Origin of the sequence: Anabaena azotica FACHB-119 (assembly GCF_014697625.1) — a bacterium.
GTDB lineage: Bacteria > Cyanobacteriota > Cyanobacteriia > Cyanobacteriales > Nostocaceae > Trichormus > Trichormus azoticus_A.
The window spans coordinates 25,052-42,006 of the sequence record NZ_JACJSG010000062.1 but is presented as its reverse complement, the minus strand read 5'-3'; the positions used below and the strand labels follow the sequence as shown (position 1 = coordinate 42,006).

Below are 16,955 nucleotides of genomic sequence, written 5' to 3'. Positions count from 1 at the left end.
TCCCGTGTAATCCGATGTAATTTCGCATCAATAGCCCACCCACCCTGCAACCACAGGGGCAGATTAATTTTGTCTGAAGCCGCAAATAACTGATGTATCAACTCAATGTGCAGATCATTCATCATGACGATAAGTTATAAGGTTGCCAAGGTGAAGGTATAGGCGTTGTCGAAAGCACCCCAGAAGCTGCCAACCTGATAGCTGTCTTGCTGCAACTGGGACAAGGCAATTCGCAATTCGCAATTCGCAATTCGCAGTTATTACCTTCAACTTAAAAGTGGAGAACAAAATATTGGGGTACATTTATCTTCTCAGCAATAACTTGGGAAACTAGTTGTACTAGAAGGGAAGCTCTTCTTCTTTAAGTGAATTGGTATAAGTTTATATACTAATTAATTCTCCATATCTTCACAATTGCGAATTGCGAATTGCGAATTGCGAATTGTTGTGACAGTGCCAGCACTCGAAAATCACCCGATTTACTGGTAAATTACAGTCAAGTATTTTAACGTGTTGGAATTTTGTTGTGTCGGTTTGTGATGTCCTGGGCTTGTAAGGTTTTTTGGTTGGTTTGGTTTCCATCGCTGTCTGAAGTTGATGTCACTGACAAGTTAAACATATTATATAATCCTCACAGGGGGATTATATAAATATGCGAACAGACAAGATAGCCGAAATAATACCAGCCGCGAATAAACAGGGATTTCTCAAACCAATCCGAGAACCTAACATTTGCTTCACCGACTCGCTCAACCAAGCTAACTTCTTGCTGTGGCTGTTAAATAACGCTGGTGAGAATGGTTTGTCTACCAGCCAGATTGCTCATAAGTCTGGATTGCACAAGAATACTTGCCGATGCTATTTGCGAGAGTTTATGCAAATAGGGCTGCTTGGGAAACAATTGAAATCGCCAGAGGATGCAGTCTGGTTCCTCAAACAGAAAATATCGGTTAGATGAGAAGAAAACCTTGCAGCAAAAGCCTTTCACGATGCTAGACAGAACGTCTGTCTAGCATCCCTTTTCTTTATCACCCAACCCAGGGCTTAGACCCGTTCCGATGCAGTTCCACTGCTATGTCAAAAGCTTTCCACTTTTGGGGGCAGCGTGAGACTTCGGCAAATTCTTTGATACTTGGGTTGGCCCTATGGTGCTGGTCAGTAATTAACGATAGTTTCTGCCAGTAGTAGATGATTAGTTCAGACAAAGAAAATTCGGTTTCTTTCATGCGATCGCCTAAATCGATATCCTTCACCTTGCCTCGAACAACTTCACAAAATTTGCTGTATCTACTAAAAAATAATACCGGACAGTTGCCCGGTACTTTTATTTTAGTTATTAGTAATTGCTATGGTGGTTCATCATTGTAATATTTTGTCATTTTGCCGATTCCTCATCAGTCTAGTAGTTCAATAGATAGTTGAACAGGTCTAACAAAAACTTCAACCGCATCGTTTTGTTGGTGAAATGTTTTGATATGGCTAGAAGCCTCATTAAAAGTTGAGTATCTAGAAGCTTCATCCACGTCTACAACAGGTTTTTCTTCACCTTCAAGGTAAAAGTGGTTATTCCCATTTTGCAAAACAAACTCAATCGTAGGATTAATCATTTTGCAACAAACTCCTTACTTTGTTACAGTCAGCATTTCTTGTTCACCATCAAGGATATTGTCATTGTCAGTACCCTTTTAATCAGACACAAACCTAGAAAATCCTTCTTCAGCCTGTCCGACATTCCGATACCCCCTGTCCTCACACTCCTGCCAATAGGGTCGCTTGCGCCGGACTATTGATACCCGTTGGAAAGGTCGAATAGGTTTAGCGGCGGTTTCTACTTTGACGATTTCGAGTAGTTGCATATTTGATTATTCTCCCAATAACTAATAAATTTAAGCTGCACATTTAACTAGAGGCTATTCCTACAGGATGTACTTGTTCCTTTGTTTCACTTTTAACTCCTATAAATATCATTTCCAGACCTTCGATTTGCTCGTAAACCATGCGAATTACTATTTGTGGGTCTGCGTGAATTTTACTAATATGCCCATTGGTCAATTCACAGTAAACCTCTGATACATATTGCATTGCTAGGCTATAGTCGTACAATTCACGCTTAACTTTCTCTAGATCCAAACATCCGTTTTCGTCACAGACAATATCTCTCCAAAAGTTGTCAAATTCTTTATCAACTTTTTGCTGTAACTCTTCGCTTATATGTTCCATCTTGATAAGTCCTTAAACTTCAGAAATTATTGGTCGCTACGGGAGTACTGTCATTGTCAGTACCCTTTTTCATCAAACTTAGTTCCTGACATTTATCAGGCATGGGTAAGCACTGGCATAGGCGACCAGTGTCCAGCCGAATAGACTGCCCGGTTAACTGGAGACTCTGCGGCGATCGCGTTTATTTTCTCTATACTAAGTTTGCGGTTTTTAGGGATAAATAATGTCCGACAGATGTAATCATAGTTAGCCAAATTATCTGCACTCACAATCAAAACAAACTTCATAATTGATAGGCTAGAAAAACCAATTTCTTTACTTTCCAAGTTTAAGTTCTGCCCAATCAACCATAAATAAGCACCAGCAGAATGTCCAATGCACAGATAAGTGACAACTTGGTCAGTGAGCCAACTTTTATAATCTTTATCTTGATTGAATTTATGGAAAAGAAAAGTGGCTTCTGTAATAATTAATAATTTTTTCCCCGTGATTTGTGCAAACTCAAGAAAACAACCCTTTACCCAGTTAAATAAATCTGTTAATGATGTCTCACTAATCATGCGGGTGAAATTTCGACGGCGGACAATATCAGCACAGTTATCGTAGTAGTTTTCTTTGCAATCGGCTTTCAAGTCTATGACATATACTGTTAATGAGGGTTGCTGCTGTTTAAGAGCTTTAACCCCAAAGGATGCTAGTAAATCCTTCCCAGTCCCAATTGAACCAGCAATAAATGTGTGATGTAGTTGTGATATTTGATTGAGGATATCTTGCATAGTTTTGTCCTTTGTTGTGTGCATGGTTAAAAAAGAAAGGCTTAGAAAATTTACCCATCAAATTTGTATCTTAGATGTGAATCTTTAAGTAATTTCTCAATCCCCACACGTACTAAGTCAGCTTGAGTTCCTGACAATTTCAACTCGTTGTGAATAAATTCATCAAGTGAGGATGCACTGGTGCGTTCCAATAATGCCAGCACTCTTTGAGACTCGCTTTTCGGTGCATCTGTTGTAGCTGTAGTTTCTGCTTGCAAAGAATCGTTAATCTTTGGTTCATCCAGAAATTTCTTGTTGTCTCGGTCATAACCGGAGAAGTTCTTTAATAGAGGCATCGGTATCCATTCATTGATGCCGCCGTAGTACACGGCTCGACCTACTGGTGACGAGGAGGCAATGTCCATGACTTGCGTTGACGTAATTTTGCGATCGCTCGGAATCAGTTGCGTGGCAATCATGGCATTGTAAGCGGGGACATTATCTGGATGAACCAGAGCCACAGATGTTAGTTGCGATCGCAGTCCCCCAGAAATACCCAAATCGTCAGTGTGGGGGTTCTGCACCACAATCCAAAAATGCCAACCAGAACTATCACCACATGAACAGTAGGAGACGATTTTATCTTTGAGCCAACCAATTTCACCCTTAGCATTCTTAAACTTGGAACAAACAGCCGTCCCTTCATCCAAAATAATTAGCTTATTCCCGGTGATTAACTGAAACTCGGCAAAACAATCTTTAACCCACTTGACTGCTTCGGCGGGTGACATCTCCAGAATCTTGGCCCGTTTTAAGGTGTCAACACGACCTTTAAAATAACCAGTTTCTTTCTCATCGCCTTTGGGGTCGATGTAAAAGATATGTATGCCAGGGTGCGATCGCTTAATTGCATCAATAGCATTGCTAATGGTGATGCCCTTGCCAGAACCAGGAACACCAACCCACAGCATATTTGTCACTTTCTTAGCAATATGCCCAATAAGGTCATACTGCACATGAGGCGTTTTGGTGTAAGTGGAGATTTCCGTGTTAACAATCGTAGTTGGGTTAGGCTCATGACTAGAAACTACTGTCCCCAATGATGGGTTAGAGGTAGAAGGCAGTTCAGCTTTTGGGGTTATAGTAACAGTCTTGTCCTCTAGTTGTTGATTGACACCATTTGGTAATTCAACAAATCTTGCAGGTGGGATACCAATATTGTGCGTTTGTGTCACTTGTTGAATGGATGTCACTTGTTGGTAATTTACACGCGGGTCAATTGTCACCTGAGCTAAATGCCCGGATAATTGGTCACGGGTTGGGAATTGTCCACGCAGCTGAATAAACCAATCCAACAACCAACGGTAAGCGTAAAACCTTTTTCCCGGCTCAACGGTGCTTAAGTCTTTACACAGCACATGAGATGATTGCTTGAGCATGGCGAACTCATATTTCTCCATTGGCTCCAGATGCAGCATCAAGTCAGCAATTTCATTTTTATTAGCAAAGTATTCGTCTCGTGCAACACTATCACCCATTGCCGAGAGGAACTCAAAAAAGTCACCCCGAATAAAAGGAACTGGGGCAAATTGATGGGTATCACTGAGGTCTTGCACCACTGACCAAAGATACCCAACACCAGCGACCACTGCACCGATAGGAGCAAGTGGGGAAGTGGCATAGCAAACTGCACCAGTAGCCGCCGTTGCCAAAGTGATGAACTTGGCAAGGTTCATACCGTTACGTTCATCTCTGGCGCGGACTAATAATTGGTCTTGACGTTCCTGTAACCAAGAGGCGATGTTACCAGCTTCCAAATACTCAATACTGGGATAATCGCCACGTAACAGTGCCGTCTCTTTAGTTCCTAGCATTGGTATTTGCTGTTCCATCGCCTCTGTCTCCTACTTAGTTAACTTCCAAATGTTGTAGCCAATTTCACCAGCCATCATTGAGGCACAGTTATAAGCAAAACAACCCAAGATTGTCATTGGGTTAGTGTATTGGAAGGGCCAGCGACCTACGAAAGTAGTAGTGATATCCAGTACCCAGAAAAATAGTGCGATCGCTCCTCCGGCGTTACGTTCTTTCATGCCGGCGCGTTTGTAATCCCCCCATAATGCCACTGTCAGGTCGATATTCCCAGAGGGTTTGCTGCCCAGAACATATTGCTTGGATTCTTCAAACTCGGATCTTGCTTGGATGGGGTCTTTACCACGCAGGGTTCTTGCTTCCATCACTTGAACTAACGCAGAGATGCCAAAACTGACCCAAAACAACAGATTGAATGGTAGCTGTAACCATCCACTCCAACCAATCCATTGGGTTTCAAACCAGGGAAAAAGGGGTTTTCCTTGAAACAAAACTTGCCAAACGCTATCAGTAGAAAGAAGTGTACCAATCCAAAAACCAATCGCGCCTACTAGTTTATATCCTGGTGTGCCTGGGGTGACGAATTGTGCAACGATGTATGAGATAAAGATAACTGGGAAAGAAATTAATGCGACAATCCATCGGGCTAAAATTTCTAGGTATTGGCCTAATCCTCGTTGCGGCGGTTTATTTTCTGGGCGTGGTGGGTATGAATCGGATTGTGACCCTTTATTAGTTGGCACTAGATTACTCATAATTTAACTTCAAGTTTGAGCAGAAATTTCGGTTAAAAGAGGCAGGGGAGCAGGGCGCAGGGTGCAGAGGGGAGAGGACAAGGGCGGTTCGGAGCTTCTGAGAAAAGGGGAAAGATTCTCTCCCTTGCCCCCTGCACCCTGCACCTTGTCTTCTACATCGGCGGCGAATCATTGCAAGCACCTCTAAATCGATACTTCCATTTCCATTGGCGTTCTTCGATTCGCCCAATGCACCTTCCTGTTGAGTCATAAACAAAAACCAGTTCATCTTCTAAATAACCTGTAGTATTGGGTCTAGGATTACGCTTAGGAGTGTCTAAATAATCTTGCATCCGCAATTTGCTAAAACTGGGGCTAACTCCTAACTCATTAATTTTTTCGGATGTTGCTGCCCTTTCTTCGGCTTTAATGCGCTCTAGTTCTTCGGATTGTTGAATGGTTGTGGCCGTGTTGTAAGTTTGAAATTGTGCTGGCAGTTTTGACAACCAAGGACTAGCGATTAAACCCATTCCAAATAATCCTAGTAGCGCCTGCTTTTGGTATTTCATAGCCCAAACTTTACGCTGGTTCGTACTGTTCTAAAATCTTTCCCAAGTTATCAACTGTGTTAGCAATTGGCTCTTGCTCAACTACAACTTGTTCAACCACAGGTTCTGGTTCTAGTTGTGGAGTTTCAAAACCGATTGCGTCTAATATGTGTCTTTCCATATTGATTAGTACGTTAATTTTGTTAACTGTTTAACTATCCAAATAAGTCGCCAAAACACCACATAAAACAGCATCAACAGTCTGAGCATCCAGTTCACCCCATACCGTAGAGGGGTTTTCCAAAACAACCAAAGGTGAACTATCTCATGAGCTAAATCAGACAGTGGCACAATATCACGCACAGGTATTTCGTACTCTAGGTTGTCGTAAGTCAAATGGTGTGCGTGATTGGATTTGCACCAAGGAAGAAGTACACAATTCTGTAGTGTTAATTGTTGGCACTGTTTTGATTTGGTTTTCCACTGCGGCGAATGTATGTAGGTGAGGTATTCACTTGAATACTTGCGTTTGCTCATCTGTTATCACTTGATTTGGTGTTGAAGCTTGCAGTACACGAATGCCTACAGATAGCCCAACACAGCTTATAAAGAAAATTATCGAAATCGCCCATTTGTACTTCTCCCAAAACTTACTCACGCTGTGGCTTGATTTGGAAGTCGTTTGAATAAGTGCTGGGTCAACAAACGTAAATCCTTTATCGTCTGGGGCTTTACAGACTTTTTTTCTTCTACTGGTAAACCTAACTCCTCACAGAATTTCAATGCGTCAAACTCTGGTGTAGCAGTTTGGGTCAGTGTTTGAATTTCGCTCTGAACTTGAGATGGAGTTTTTAGCCCATGCTCAGAGATGATTTTCTTCTTGGTTTCGGGGTCTTTGAGAATTTGGTAGATCAGCGTGATTTCCTCAACGCCTGCTTGAGTGCATTCTTGTAAATATTCAACATCTAGCTCTTGCAAAGTGTCTTCCAACAACTGTGTTTTAAAGTTGTGAATCGCAAATGCTTGAGCAACAGTTGTCCCCGCCGCAATCTCTAAAAATGCCCGGAACGTTTCACCCGATATGCCTTGAGCTTTCAATTGCTCAACTGTTTTATTGATGGCTTGAGTTTCTAAATTCGTCAGACTTCCTCCAGCCCCTAATAGTTTGCCTTGGTCTATCACTGTCTGGGCTAGGTTAAATAACTTCTCCAAGCGATCGCTTACCTCCACATCAAATTCTTCACCGTCTGGATCAATGCTTGGATCTGTTTTTGCTAACTCTTGCAACCCGGCAATGATTTTCTCCGGGGGATAGCTGGCGCTTAATAACTCAAACAATTCTTCACGGGTGAATTTGTTATCCGACATTTTGCGTTTCTCCTAATGTGTTTGATGTGAATGCTATTTGCTCTTGCTCAAACTTTGCGCGGCTGTACTCGGCTTTATTTGCTTCTACAATTGCTCCCACAAGAGCTTTCTTATCGATGCCTTGGGCAACATCTGCAAACAATTCGCCAATCTTCCCTACTACCCACACCTGATAGGGTGTGATTGGTGGTGAGCGTAAGTTCTTTTCAGTCGCAAAAGTATTCATCCTGACAAGTATTAACCTATACTCTGGAATGATTTGAGCTACCCCTGTCCAGCGTTCTAATGTACGGGGGCAAATACCCAAAATCTTGATCGCTTTCGCTTTTGACATGGGTAAAACCAATGGATTTACCCCTGATTGGCTCGGTTTTTGATTAAAAAGTTGTTCTCTCCATCCTGATTCCATTCACGTTTTTTATATCCGTGTCAACAGTCTCAAAAAGATAGTCAATATGCGTATCACCTAAGTGTCAATATTGATGTCAACGTTGATGTCAATGAGTTGTGTCTGTTGACTATCTCTTGATATTTCTCCTTAACAATAAAAAGGCCGCTTGCTAAAAACAAGGGCTTTTTCGGATTTTGCAAAATTGTAGGATTTCGCGGAATTTAGCATTTCCGCGAAACCTTTTCAAAAATTTTTTCTTTTTCGTTTACCAATAAAGCGATCGCCCACTTTGGCGGCGTATCATAAAACCAACGAGAGATTGTCGCGGTCGATGGTGGCTCGACTCCTGCTTTTGCGTACCAAGCTTTGATAAATGGTTCAAGTAATCTAACCGATGTAGAGACAAACTCATAATCACCAAGTCTTACTGACAACCCAGCCAATTTAACGGCTCTAACTGCAATTTCTTCAATCTGATTCTTTGGTTGCTGTTCATCCTCTATACAAAAAAATTCATCCTGACGATTGAACTTGTTGTCTAATGCTCGTACCATGTTGAGTACCCTCCTATGGAGTTACTGTCTTTAGGAGCGGAATGGGCGATCGCAGTTCTTCACCGGAGTGCGATCGCTCCCATCATCATCTGCATAATAACTTTAATAAATTCATATTATTTTGCTTTTTCCTTTGTCTTCTATTGTTTAATACTCCTCGTAACAATGGGTTGAACTCACTTATAAATAATTATATTAATAATACTGTATTAATACAGTATTTAGATAAATTTTAGAGATACTTACTTTATACAGTAATATTAGAAGACAGAACTCGAAAGTTAGTATTCAAAAGCCGTAGAACGACAAGCACTCTTAACTTCCAATAGGAATGTCATTCGATGAGTAAAACGTTCTGGCTCCTTTGAGTAGCTCTTGATTCTGACCTATGTATTGTGTTTGTTGCGTGATGATTTACTTTTTATGCCAAATCATGGTTATCAAAATGTTTCCTTGAAGAATGAAGTTATAGCTGTGCTAGATACTATGCCAGGTAATAGTAGACCAGAAAAAATAGAGCGTATGATTAAAAGCACCAACGATGCTTTGCTGCGTGTTGGCTCACTTCCTGATGAGCCACCTGAAGCTGTCATGCAATATGTACTTGAGCAAATTCCCTCTTGGGATAGTAATAATATTTTGGAGTTAGCGATCGCTTTGCTCAAACACGTACAACAAGTTAAATAAATTCAGACAAAACCACCAACTGAAGTATATCTAGCTGAGGATTTAGTGAGGATAGTGAATTGATTCTACTGTTGCGTGATCGCGCTACACCCGAACAGATTGAACAAATGCTATTAGAACACAAGTTTTATATCAAGACCGCAGTAGATATTGAACGTCGAGTATTAGCTGGGGGTGGAAATTTACATTACGACTGCGAACAGGCTTTACTGGATGATGGTAGTCGTCAAGAAAATATCTGGGCAGCAGGCTTCATGCCATTGACGGGAAAACTGAATTTTGAGTCTATGGTCAATCTGCGCCCGCGTCAGAATCGGTCAATGGAGCTAATAGACCCTATTATTAGAGAAAGAGTCGCTCAAATTATTGTCGAGTTCCTGGGAAATGTATGATCGAAGTGACACCAGAGCAACAAATTTTCATGCAAGATGATGTCTCCACCCGTCTACATCATTTAGCCAATCACTTGTCACAAATTAATTCTCTGTGGGCTGCGGCATCTCCCGAATCGATCATCAGTCTAATCAAGGAAAGCCGATACTTTCTTGAGTGGACTGTACCTGACATGGTAAAATCCGACGACATTGACCGAGCCGGTGAATTAGTCGATTTGGGCCGTCTGTTAACTCGTTGGCTATTCCACTGGGATGATATCTGGTCTGACTCTGAGCAAAGGCATTTGGCCGCTTCCGAAACACAAAATTGGCTTAGTCGGGTTTCGGAGATAGCTGATACGCAACCTGAATCGCTCAGTGCGTAATGCTGTTGTATCTTTGATTTACGGATATAAGTATGTCAATGTGATTCACTCTTCACGAATCTATTAAAATTACTATGACTGAGACACCCAGCAGCCGATTAGACCGTATTGAGGCTATCCTAGACAGAGTAGCAGCCCAGCAAGAGATAAATACTCAGGCAATAGCTCTAAATACTCAGACAACAGCCTTAAATTCTCAAGCGATCGCTGAACTAACAACAAAGCTGGACAACCTTAGCGATAACATCAGTGAACTAACCAGTAATGTCAACTCTGTATTAGCTAGAGATGCCATTCTCAATGATGTGTTACTAGAACTGCGTGACAGTCACGAGCAACACCAGCGTAATTTTGAGGAACACCAGCGAACCACTAACGCTGCATTAAATCAGCTTGGGGCAATTTTAGTACAGCTAACAAGAGTTGACCCGCAAAATTAGAATGATGGGTTAGCAGTGCGATCGCTTAGTGCAGTCTAAATAGTATAAATACAAAGGCGAAGACAAATCCTTGCTCTTGATAACATAATTCGACGCGACTCAACACGCTACCAACCCATAAGTTTGAGTTTGGTTGATGAAAAGAAGTTCAACCAGGCTGTACTCGTTTAAAATCAGGGAAAATTACGAGTGATTTTTCATTGCATCATATTTAGTTGGATTTATGATTAACCAGTTTTGTTCATTTAGACGTTGCCAAGCTTTGCGAATATGTTCCGGCTTAAATAGTTTACGCTTACGATCGCTCCATTCATGCACCAAGGCGATCGCTTCTTCACTATTTTTGGCTGGGTTGGGGTGTTTGGTAGCTACCCAGTGAACTGTCGCTAATAATTCCATCCCATATGGCGTTTCAAACCCGTATATAAGTTTGCTAACCTGCTCTAAACGCTCAAGAGCATCTGTTTGTGTTTCTAAAAAAGTGTTTGCTGCTTCTCTACCTTCGGGCAATACATAAATGCTTGCTCTGCCAGTACCGTCACCATAACCACGAATATAGTGACCTTCTATATGTTTTAGAACTTGGTTGAGGTTGTCAGCGTAGGGGCCATAGAAATGCTTTTGATAGGGTAACTTGAGCAATTCTCCTGCTTCTTGAAGAAAATAAGCCAGTTTTTGGATTTCTAGCTTAGTTAACTCATACCCAGGGATACCATAAGCTTCCAGTAGCCGAATAATTAAGGCACGTCCACGGGTCATGTTGGGTTTTTTGGTTGCCACCTGCATTTTTGCGGCTGCGGGTGCGCCTGATGGCTCAAAAATAATTACTTGCACATGAGGCAGTTGAGAAAAGGCTGATTCTATTAAAGGCTTAACTTCTAGCCAATTTAAGCCACCGTTGCCGCATCCTAATGGGGGAATAGCAATTGAGGTAATACCTAATTTTTGTACTTCTGCAACTAAAGCTATCAATCCACTTTTAATATCTTCTATTTTGGATTTGCTTTTCCAGTGACGTTTAGTAGGGAAGTTAATGATGTATTTGGGATTAAATAGGCTACCTGTTGAGACAGTAAACATCCGTCCTGGCTGCACTTCTCCAACACGACAGGCTTTTTCGTATTGGCGGAAGTTGTCAGGATAAGCTTGCTTGAATTGCAAAGCGATACCTTTACCCATGACACCGACATTATTAACGGTGTTAACTAGGGCTTCAGCGTTTTCTTCTAATAGGTTGCCTTGCTTAAACTTAATCATCTCCCTTCACTTGCCATACATATGTACTATAATTGTACTTTTATCTCAAAATTTTTAATAGTACCATTTAGAGTAAACCCTAATAGGGGTCTGAACTTTAAAGTTTTGTAATATTTCTCTAACTTGTGCTTGAATTGTGGTGTTAATAACTCCAATTTCTTGAATTAGTTCCCAAGGGAAAAACTGATGCACTAAAAACTCGGCTTGTCTTCGGCGTTTTCTGTCACCGTCTTCTTCTGTATCAGCCCAGTAGTTAGCTTCCATAATTTCCCAGTCAATTATCCCATCTAGATACAAATATTCAATTTCATCAAAAAAAGCTGTATATTCCATAGCTGCGTGTCCATCCGCACCTACAAAACATAGTCCGGCACTGTCAACAGCTTCGGCACTGGAGACTAAATGTAAAATCGGTATTTGTCCACCGCTATATTTATCCACAGTTTTTTTGTGATTGGCATAGAGCATAGGCGAACGTGGAGCAAAATAGAACGGTACATAATCATGTAAAGTTCCACCAGCACCACAGGGAACAGGTTTCATTCCTCGCCTATCTTGGATGTGTTCATAAGCGATATCAAGGTATTTCATTTTTTCTTGCCTTAACCTACTATTTGACATCAATCCACCTGATTTGAGAATTGAGGGTAAGTTGTTGATATGGGTGATGTGGTAGATGGGAGTAGGCATTACACTATGCAGTTACATATATGGCTAAATTATTTTTAACCTGATTGATCCTTACTTTTCCAGTTAATAAGTCGTGCATTAGTCCTTTTTTGTTGAGTTTGAGTTTTTCGCCTTGAGGTTTCTTCTACATGGATACGAGTATTATGTGCTTCGAGGGTAGCTAAAATTTGGCTCTGAACTTCTGGCTCAATATCTAGCGCATTAGCGTCTATTGGTTCAATTTCCACGTTATTATTCCACTCCTCCCAAAATTACACCACTAAAGCCGTCCCTAAAAATCCCGACAATCCCACCAAAATCATTGCCATGTAGACATTCTTGCGCTCCGGGCGTAACCGCCCGCTTATGAGCGATCGCAACTGGTAACTGCGGCTGGTCGTTGGGTTAGCATTAGCGGCGCTCTATTCCTCAGCAGCCAGTTGATTTGATCCGTCTGTTAACTCGTTGGCTATTTCTCTGGGATGAAATCTGGTCTGACTCCGAGAAAAGGCAGTTAGCGGCCTGCGAAACACAAAATTGGTTACACAGAGTTATGGAAATAGCCAATATGCAACCTGAATCATTGAGTGCTTAATCCTGTTAACGCTCTATTTTATAAAGTACCCATTCTACATTGTGGAGTCGGATCTTATTTTGATAGCTCATACCTATTTTTTCCATGACTCGAAGTGATGCTAGATTATCTGGTTTAGCTAGTGCTACTAATCGCTTAAGTTGCTGGACTTGAAAACCGTAGTTCACCACGGCAATAGCCGATTCTGTTGCTAACCCCTGTCCCCAATATTGGCTTGCGAGTAGATAATTCACTTCCACTTCGTTAAGAAGCTCTATATGTTCTAGCCCACAATGCCCTATCAGTTGATCATTAGCTTTATAAATCGTTGCCCATCGACCAAAGCCGTATTGCTGCCAATGTGCTATGTAGGATTCTAAGAAAGCTTGAGTTGAAAGAAGTGAGGCTGGCTTGGGAAATAAACGATACCTCATCACTTCAGGATCGCTGTATATCTGTGCTAAGTCTTCTAAATCCGTAAGCTTCAATGGACGCAATAATAAACGTGAAGTTTCTATTGTAGTCATACTGAAAATATTTGTAATTACTCAATTTCAAGTACACTAGTGTATAACTATTATTAATTAGCAACTATTATTGCTTATTAACTTAATTGCACTGATTTAACAGACTGAACAGGGCGGCCGCATCATGTCAATAAGGCTAGCCTATTTTCAATAAACCCCAAAATCATGTCATTAATCGCTACTTATTGACAAAATTTTTAGCGTTGGCGTAGCCCGCCGCAGGCATCGCTTTGAGCCTTAGAAAATCTGACTTTTCACGGTATGTGGAAAAGGAGCGAGGGTGTGGAGTACAGTAAGATTAAAAATTTACAATTTGAGAGTTAGGAAATATCTACTATGAGCCTTGAAAATGTAAGTCTACAAATGCAAAAAAAGTTTGAAATATTAGATGAAATGATAGCAAAAGGTTATATAGAACCTGTCAAACCTCTCTTCAGTTGGCTGCCTACATTATGTCATTATCCAAATAAAACTTCTAATTTCCACAATGCGCCTCAAGAACTAAAGTACCAATTTAACTTTATGTTTTCTTGGTACGCCTTCTTTTTGGGAATATTTGCATTTACTCAAATTAGATTAGAAAAAGATTTTTTAATATATCTGAGCATTTTTACAGGAATATTTTCTCTTATACCACCGACTCAATTTGATAGAGTTATTGAAATAGGAACTAGTTTTTACTTTAGCCAAATTTTTGTCTTTAGCTACTATTATCAATATCAGACTTATGGTAGATGTGCTAGCAAAAGAAATATCTTCCAAACTATTTGTATTTCGTTGATATATCTGTTTCTTATAGTAATCGGTAGTGAGATTATTCAAACTATTCTTTATCATGACATTAAGAGGCTATTTATAAAGTAAATCTTAAGGCGAGTAAAAGGGGATGATCCGAAGGAGTAAGATACCTAATATACAGTATATTTACATAGTTGCTTATGGCACGAAAGTCTTATCCCACAGACTTAAATGATATGGAGTGGGAAATCCTGGCTCCTTTAATTCCACCACCCAAAGAAGGAGGCTGACTTTTCACGGGATGTGGAAAAGGAGAATTTGAACTATATCCGAGTTCATGCTACTTTCGATTACCCCACCAAATAGCTGATAACCTGCGGATCTATCGCCGCAATCCGCTTTTTAATTGACGCAGGTGGATTCTGCAAAAACCGTTTTAAGTCTTTACTTCTGACCTGATAACAATGAACGTAGCGCTTTTTCGCTTTGAGCCAACCCTGTTTCACCCAGTTTGTGATAGTCGTGGGATGCAAACAAAGGTTTTTCGCAATTTCACTGCAACTATAATTATCAAGGGTGGGTCTTGTTGAGTAACCCAAAGCATAAAGTTTGCAAGCGATCGCTATTTCTGTACGGTAATATCCTCGTCTTTTGAGGCGAAAGGCAATCTGTTTTACAGTGAACATTTGGGCCATTTCCTCAAGGATGGTTAACTCTTCTTCAGTCCATCTAATCCTCATGATTAATTCTCCTTTCGTCTCAGGCAAACAACAAATTAATGTGTCTTTTTGAAGAATCCAGAAGTCAGAACTTAACACCAGTAAGTTGATTAATTCTGACTTCTGGCTTTAGAATTTAGGGAAAGATATTTGAGGTAATATCAAGCTTTTGGCTATCTTCCAGCCCAGATTGCAGATAATCCAGCGCAGTTTGAGCATCACCCACAGTTAGATCCGGCTGATACTCAAATGCTAGATAATCAGGGTGTTTAGCAATTTCTCTGAGGATGACTTTAGCCCCATCAATCAGAGAGTCTAAGCTAGGGGGTGAGGAAACGGTAGATGGTTTACTGATCGGTGCAGAGTTCTGTTCCCCAGATTCAGCCACCGTCACAGTTACAGTTATGGGTACACTTGCCAGTTCAGACTTTAACTGTTCAATTTGGTCGGAGTGATAGTCAATCTCTGCCTGGAGTTGTGTCCTTAATTCCTCTGGTGTGAGCAGTTTGACCTCTTCCTCTACTTGGTGTCGTTCTTCTTCTTGATTCTTGTCAGGGAGCATAATGTAACGCCAGCCCTCACCGTATTCTTGCCCTAGAAACGTGTCTGCGGCGTAGTAGCGCATACCTATAATTGCGCCTTGTTGGGTGCGTTGACCAAAGGTAAAGCGGGGGTATTGCCAACCCGGAGGAATTGATATTGTTGCTTCCATAGTTGTAATTGGTGAATGAAGAGATGTTTGGATTAATAGGAGTCAGGAGTCAGGATTCAGAAGCCAGAATTATTCTGATTTCTGACTTCTGGCTCCTGAGTTCTAGGTTACGCTGCTGTTAACTCTGCACTATCAAGCAGATGCTTCAACTCCACGGGTAGCATTTGCTCAAGCGGTCTGTACTGCAAGTATTCATTGAGAAAGTCTGGACTCTCTGGTAATTCTGCTCTTGAAACTAACCAAACCGCATCTGACGCAGAGTTACAAAAGACACGCTGCTGTGTTGTGTCATCAGTGCGGGTGAACCACCAGATACCATTAGTTTGTCCCGCTTCACCTAGTTTGTGATCGTTGCGGTAAATGCCATCTTCTAGCAATTCCAGTCCGTGTTGCTCACAAGCATCGAAAATCTGTACCATAACTTCATTACCAGTGCTGGCTGCGGGTGTTTCTTCCCCTTCTACTGGTAATGAACCATCTTTGTGATGTGTGCAGATGTAGCGGTAGCACTTCGCCCAGGTGTTAGCGCGGAACTCTTCTTTATTGTTGACAATTACTAGCCAGGGTTGGGTTACGAAGTCGTTACTGTCGTATGCGATTCTGGCTATTAGTTGATCGTTGGCGTAGATTTCATGATCGTAGAAAGTGATTTCAACGCTACGGTAGCCTTCAGGTGCTACAGCTTGGGCTTGCTGGTTGACGTACTGATTCAGTTCAGCTTGGGCTGTAGCTTGTTCATCTATTAGAGTGCGGTTGAAGCTTTTGGGTGCTTGCTGTGTATGGGTAAAATGCGACATAATTATGATCTCCTGCCTCGTAATGGGGTTAGGTTTTCACAAAGGGCGATCGCCAAGTTTTCCAGGCTGTGAGCGATCGCCTTTTGCTATGTCTTAATATTACTAACTAGTTGATACTATATGCAATAGTTTAGTAATATCATTTATTTATAGTTAAGTGCCATCTCATAAACAATATTAATTAGTTAGCACTACTAGCTAGATGATAGTATTAACTAGATAGGAGTTGAGGAAGTGTCTGTGAAAAACAAAATCAAGCAATTCTTAGGAGAAAGAGGTATAACGGCCTATCAGTTTAGAAAAGATGTTGGAATAGCACAAAGAACAGCGTATGACTTATACAACAATCCTGAGCAGCTACCTTCATCTACGGTTTTAAGTAAAATCTGCGACACCTATGAGATTCAGCCCGGTGAAGTTTTAGAGTGGGTTCCCAAAGGTAAAAAGCCGGAAAAAGAAGATTCGACTCAAACCCCTCAATCTGAGAATCCACAAGCGAACCAAAGTGCAATTAAAAATCAAGTGCAACCATCATCCCAGTTGCAACGAACCCTGCCAAAGGAAGCCGCATAACTACCTTTGTCATCACCTTTTTTGGTAGACAGTATTGTTCCTTAGCTTTATTAAGGTAAT

Annotated in this window: 29 protein-coding genes and 1 pseudogene; 10 read left to right on the top strand and 20 right to left on the bottom strand. The window is 41.2% G+C overall.

The window, feature by feature from the left end; genetic code table 11:
* The coding region (locus tag H6G83_RS30620) for a nucleotidyltransferase domain-containing protein (protein WP_390823189.1) at nucleotides 1-122 on the bottom strand (122 nt) is incomplete at its 3' end.
* 530 nt (nucleotides 123-652) lie between these two features.
* Between H6G83_RS30620 and H6G83_RS30615 the strand changes: the two genes are divergently transcribed.
* The gene (locus tag H6G83_RS30615) at nucleotides 653-958 is read left to right on the top strand and encodes a hypothetical protein (RefSeq protein WP_190479145.1); all 306 of its coding nucleotides are present in this window, start codon (nucleotides 653-655) and stop codon (nucleotides 956-958) included.
* 70 nt (nucleotides 959-1,028) lie between these two features.
* Here the strand turns inward: H6G83_RS30615 and H6G83_RS30610 are convergent, their stop codons facing one another.
* The 9 genes from H6G83_RS30610 to H6G83_RS30570 form a co-directional block, all read right to left on the bottom strand.
* Nucleotides 1,029-1,253: a hypothetical protein gene (locus tag H6G83_RS30610; protein ID WP_190479143.1), complete on the bottom strand. Its 225-nt coding sequence runs from the start codon at nucleotides 1,251-1,253 to the stop codon at nucleotides 1,029-1,031.
* Nucleotides 1,254-1,394: 141 nt separating this feature from the next.
* Nucleotides 1,395-1,607: a hypothetical protein gene (locus H6G83_RS30605; protein ID WP_190479141.1), complete on the bottom strand. Its 213-nt coding sequence runs from the start codon at nucleotides 1,605-1,607 to the stop codon at nucleotides 1,395-1,397.
* 78 nt (nucleotides 1,608-1,685) lie between these two features.
* Nucleotides 1,686-1,856 carry a hypothetical protein gene (locus H6G83_RS30600; protein ID WP_190479140.1) on the bottom strand — a complete coding sequence of 57 codons (171 nt, stop codon included), beginning with the start codon at nucleotides 1,854-1,856 and terminating at the stop codon, nucleotides 1,686-1,688.
* A gap of 43 nt (nucleotides 1,857-1,899) precedes the next feature.
* Nucleotides 1,900-2,220, bottom strand: a complete 321-nt coding sequence (locus H6G83_RS30595; RefSeq protein ID WP_190479138.1) for a hypothetical protein — start codon at nucleotides 2,218-2,220, stop codon at nucleotides 1,900-1,902.
* Between the two features lie 95 nt (nucleotides 2,221-2,315).
* Nucleotides 2,316-2,996, bottom strand: a complete 681-nt coding sequence (locus tag H6G83_RS30590) for a hypothetical protein (RefSeq protein WP_190479136.1) — start codon at nucleotides 2,994-2,996, stop codon at nucleotides 2,316-2,318.
* Nucleotides 2,997-3,046: 50 nt separating this feature from the next.
* Nucleotides 3,047-4,867, bottom strand: a complete 1,821-nt coding sequence (locus H6G83_RS30585) for a hypothetical protein (RefSeq protein ID WP_190479133.1) — start codon at nucleotides 4,865-4,867, stop codon at nucleotides 3,047-3,049.
* 12 nt (nucleotides 4,868-4,879) lie between these two features.
* Nucleotides 4,880-5,602 carry a hypothetical protein gene (locus H6G83_RS30580; RefSeq protein ID WP_190479131.1) on the bottom strand — a complete coding sequence of 241 codons (723 nt, stop codon included), beginning with the start codon at nucleotides 5,600-5,602 and terminating at the stop codon, nucleotides 4,880-4,882.
* 152 nt (nucleotides 5,603-5,754) lie between these two features.
* On the bottom strand, nucleotides 5,755-6,150 hold the full coding sequence (locus H6G83_RS30575) for a hypothetical protein (RefSeq protein WP_190479129.1): 396 nt from the start codon (nucleotides 6,148-6,150) through the stop codon (nucleotides 5,755-5,757).
* Nucleotides 6,151-6,160: 10 nt separating this feature from the next.
* Nucleotides 6,161-6,310, bottom strand: coding sequence for a hypothetical protein (locus tag H6G83_RS30570; RefSeq protein ID WP_190479127.1), 150 nt, complete (start codon nucleotides 6,308-6,310; stop codon nucleotides 6,161-6,163).
* Nucleotides 6,311-6,473: 163 nt separating this feature from the next.
* Here H6G83_RS30570 and H6G83_RS30565 point away from each other — a divergent pair, with 163 nt between their 5' ends.
* Nucleotides 6,474-6,635, top strand: a complete 162-nt coding sequence (locus H6G83_RS30565) for a hypothetical protein (RefSeq protein ID WP_190479126.1) — start codon at nucleotides 6,474-6,476, stop codon at nucleotides 6,633-6,635.
* Between the two features lie 148 nt (nucleotides 6,636-6,783).
* Here H6G83_RS30565 and H6G83_RS30560 read toward each other — a convergent pair whose 3' ends face one another.
* From H6G83_RS30560 to H6G83_RS30550, 3 genes are all read right to left on the bottom strand, one after another.
* Nucleotides 6,784-7,497 (bottom strand): hypothetical protein, encoded by a 714-nt coding sequence (locus tag H6G83_RS30560; RefSeq protein WP_190479123.1) that lies wholly within the window; start codon nucleotides 7,495-7,497, stop codon nucleotides 6,784-6,786.
* Nucleotides 7,487-7,906: a hypothetical protein gene (locus H6G83_RS30555; protein WP_190479121.1), complete on the bottom strand. Its 420-nt coding sequence runs from the start codon at nucleotides 7,904-7,906 to the stop codon at nucleotides 7,487-7,489. Before H6G83_RS30555 ends, H6G83_RS30560 begins: the two co-directional genes overlap by 11 nt.
* 203 nt (nucleotides 7,907-8,109) lie before the next feature.
* On the bottom strand, nucleotides 8,110-8,442 hold the full coding sequence (locus H6G83_RS30550; protein WP_190479120.1) for a hypothetical protein: 333 nt from the start codon (nucleotides 8,440-8,442) through the stop codon (nucleotides 8,110-8,112).
* Nucleotides 8,443-8,457: 15 nt separating this feature from the next.
* Between H6G83_RS30550 and H6G83_RS30545 the strand changes: the two genes are divergently transcribed.
* The 5 genes from H6G83_RS30545 to H6G83_RS30525 all read left to right on the top strand — a co-directional run bounded on the left by H6G83_RS30545 (nucleotide 8,458) and on the right by H6G83_RS30525 (nucleotide 10,329).
* Nucleotides 8,458-8,616 carry a hypothetical protein gene (locus H6G83_RS30545; protein WP_190479117.1) on the top strand — a complete coding sequence of 53 codons (159 nt, stop codon included), beginning with the start codon at nucleotides 8,458-8,460 and terminating at the stop codon, nucleotides 8,614-8,616.
* A gap of 249 nt (nucleotides 8,617-8,865) precedes the next feature.
* Entirely contained in the window at nucleotides 8,866-9,129 is a 264-nt protein-coding gene (locus tag H6G83_RS30540; protein ID WP_190479115.1) for a hypothetical protein, read from the top strand.
* Between the two features lie 59 nt (nucleotides 9,130-9,188).
* Entirely contained in the window at nucleotides 9,189-9,521 is a 333-nt protein-coding gene (locus H6G83_RS30535) for a DUF5674 family protein (RefSeq protein ID WP_277876457.1), read from the top strand.
* Between the two features lie 173 nt (nucleotides 9,522-9,694).
* A complete protein-coding gene (locus tag H6G83_RS35655; protein WP_242044955.1) occupies nucleotides 9,695-9,889 on the top strand; it encodes a hypothetical protein in 195 nt (64 codons plus the stop codon).
* Nucleotides 9,890-9,963: 74 nt separating this feature from the next.
* Nucleotides 9,964-10,329, top strand: a complete 366-nt coding sequence (locus H6G83_RS30525; RefSeq protein ID WP_190479111.1) for a hypothetical protein — start codon at nucleotides 9,964-9,966, stop codon at nucleotides 10,327-10,329.
* Between the two features lie 183 nt (nucleotides 10,330-10,512).
* On the opposite strand, the gene darG is transcribed toward H6G83_RS30525, so the two are convergent.
* The 4 genes from darG to H6G83_RS30505 form a co-directional block, all read right to left on the bottom strand.
* Nucleotides 10,513-11,586 (bottom strand): type II toxin-antitoxin system antitoxin DNA ADP-ribosyl glycohydrolase DarG, encoded by a 1,074-nt coding sequence (gene darG, locus H6G83_RS30520; protein ID WP_190479109.1) that lies wholly within the window; start codon nucleotides 11,584-11,586, stop codon nucleotides 10,513-10,515.
* A 54-nt stretch (nucleotides 11,587-11,640) separates the two neighbouring features.
* Nucleotides 11,641-12,276, bottom strand: a complete 636-nt coding sequence (gene darT, locus H6G83_RS30515; RefSeq protein ID WP_190479107.1) for a type II toxin-antitoxin system toxin DNA ADP-ribosyl transferase DarT — start codon at nucleotides 12,274-12,276, stop codon at nucleotides 11,641-11,643.
* A 35-nt stretch (nucleotides 12,277-12,311) separates the two neighbouring features.
* Nucleotides 12,312-12,503, bottom strand: coding sequence for a hypothetical protein (locus H6G83_RS30510; RefSeq protein WP_190479105.1), 192 nt, complete (start codon nucleotides 12,501-12,503; stop codon nucleotides 12,312-12,314).
* Between the two features lie 352 nt (nucleotides 12,504-12,855).
* Nucleotides 12,856-13,356 (bottom strand): GNAT family N-acetyltransferase, encoded by a 501-nt coding sequence (locus H6G83_RS30505; RefSeq protein ID WP_190479103.1) that lies wholly within the window; start codon nucleotides 13,354-13,356, stop codon nucleotides 12,856-12,858.
* 336 nt (nucleotides 13,357-13,692) lie between these two features.
* Between H6G83_RS30505 and H6G83_RS30500 the strand changes: the two genes are divergently transcribed.
* On the top strand, nucleotides 13,693-14,220 hold the full coding sequence (locus tag H6G83_RS30500; RefSeq protein WP_190479101.1) for a hypothetical protein: 528 nt from the start codon (nucleotides 13,693-13,695) through the stop codon (nucleotides 14,218-14,220).
* A gap of 74 nt (nucleotides 14,221-14,294) precedes the next feature.
* A pseudogene (locus H6G83_RS30495) lies at nucleotides 14,295-14,381 on the top strand (transposase); the annotation flags it as partial.
* A gap of 63 nt (nucleotides 14,382-14,444) precedes the next feature.
* On the opposite strand, the gene H6G83_RS30490 reads toward H6G83_RS30495, so the two are convergent.
* From H6G83_RS30490 to H6G83_RS30480, 3 genes are all read right to left on the bottom strand, one after another.
* Entirely contained in the window at nucleotides 14,445-14,834 is a 390-nt protein-coding gene (locus tag H6G83_RS30490; protein ID WP_199328644.1) for a MerR family transcriptional regulator, read from the bottom strand.
* 115 nt (nucleotides 14,835-14,949) lie between these two features.
* The gene (locus tag H6G83_RS30485; RefSeq protein ID WP_190479100.1) at nucleotides 14,950-15,525 is read right to left on the bottom strand and encodes a hypothetical protein; all 576 of its coding nucleotides are present in this window, start codon (nucleotides 15,523-15,525) and stop codon (nucleotides 14,950-14,952) included.
* Between the two features lie 107 nt (nucleotides 15,526-15,632).
* The gene (locus tag H6G83_RS30480) at nucleotides 15,633-16,322 is read right to left on the bottom strand and encodes a hypothetical protein (protein ID WP_190479097.1); all 690 of its coding nucleotides are present in this window, start codon (nucleotides 16,320-16,322) and stop codon (nucleotides 15,633-15,635) included.
* Nucleotides 16,323-16,562: 240 nt separating this feature from the next.
* Between H6G83_RS30480 and H6G83_RS30475 the strand changes: the two genes are divergently transcribed.
* Nucleotides 16,563-16,895, top strand: a complete 333-nt coding sequence (locus H6G83_RS30475) for a helix-turn-helix domain-containing protein (RefSeq protein ID WP_313937452.1) — start codon at nucleotides 16,563-16,565, stop codon at nucleotides 16,893-16,895.
* Nucleotides 16,896-16,955: the final 60 nt, after the last annotated feature.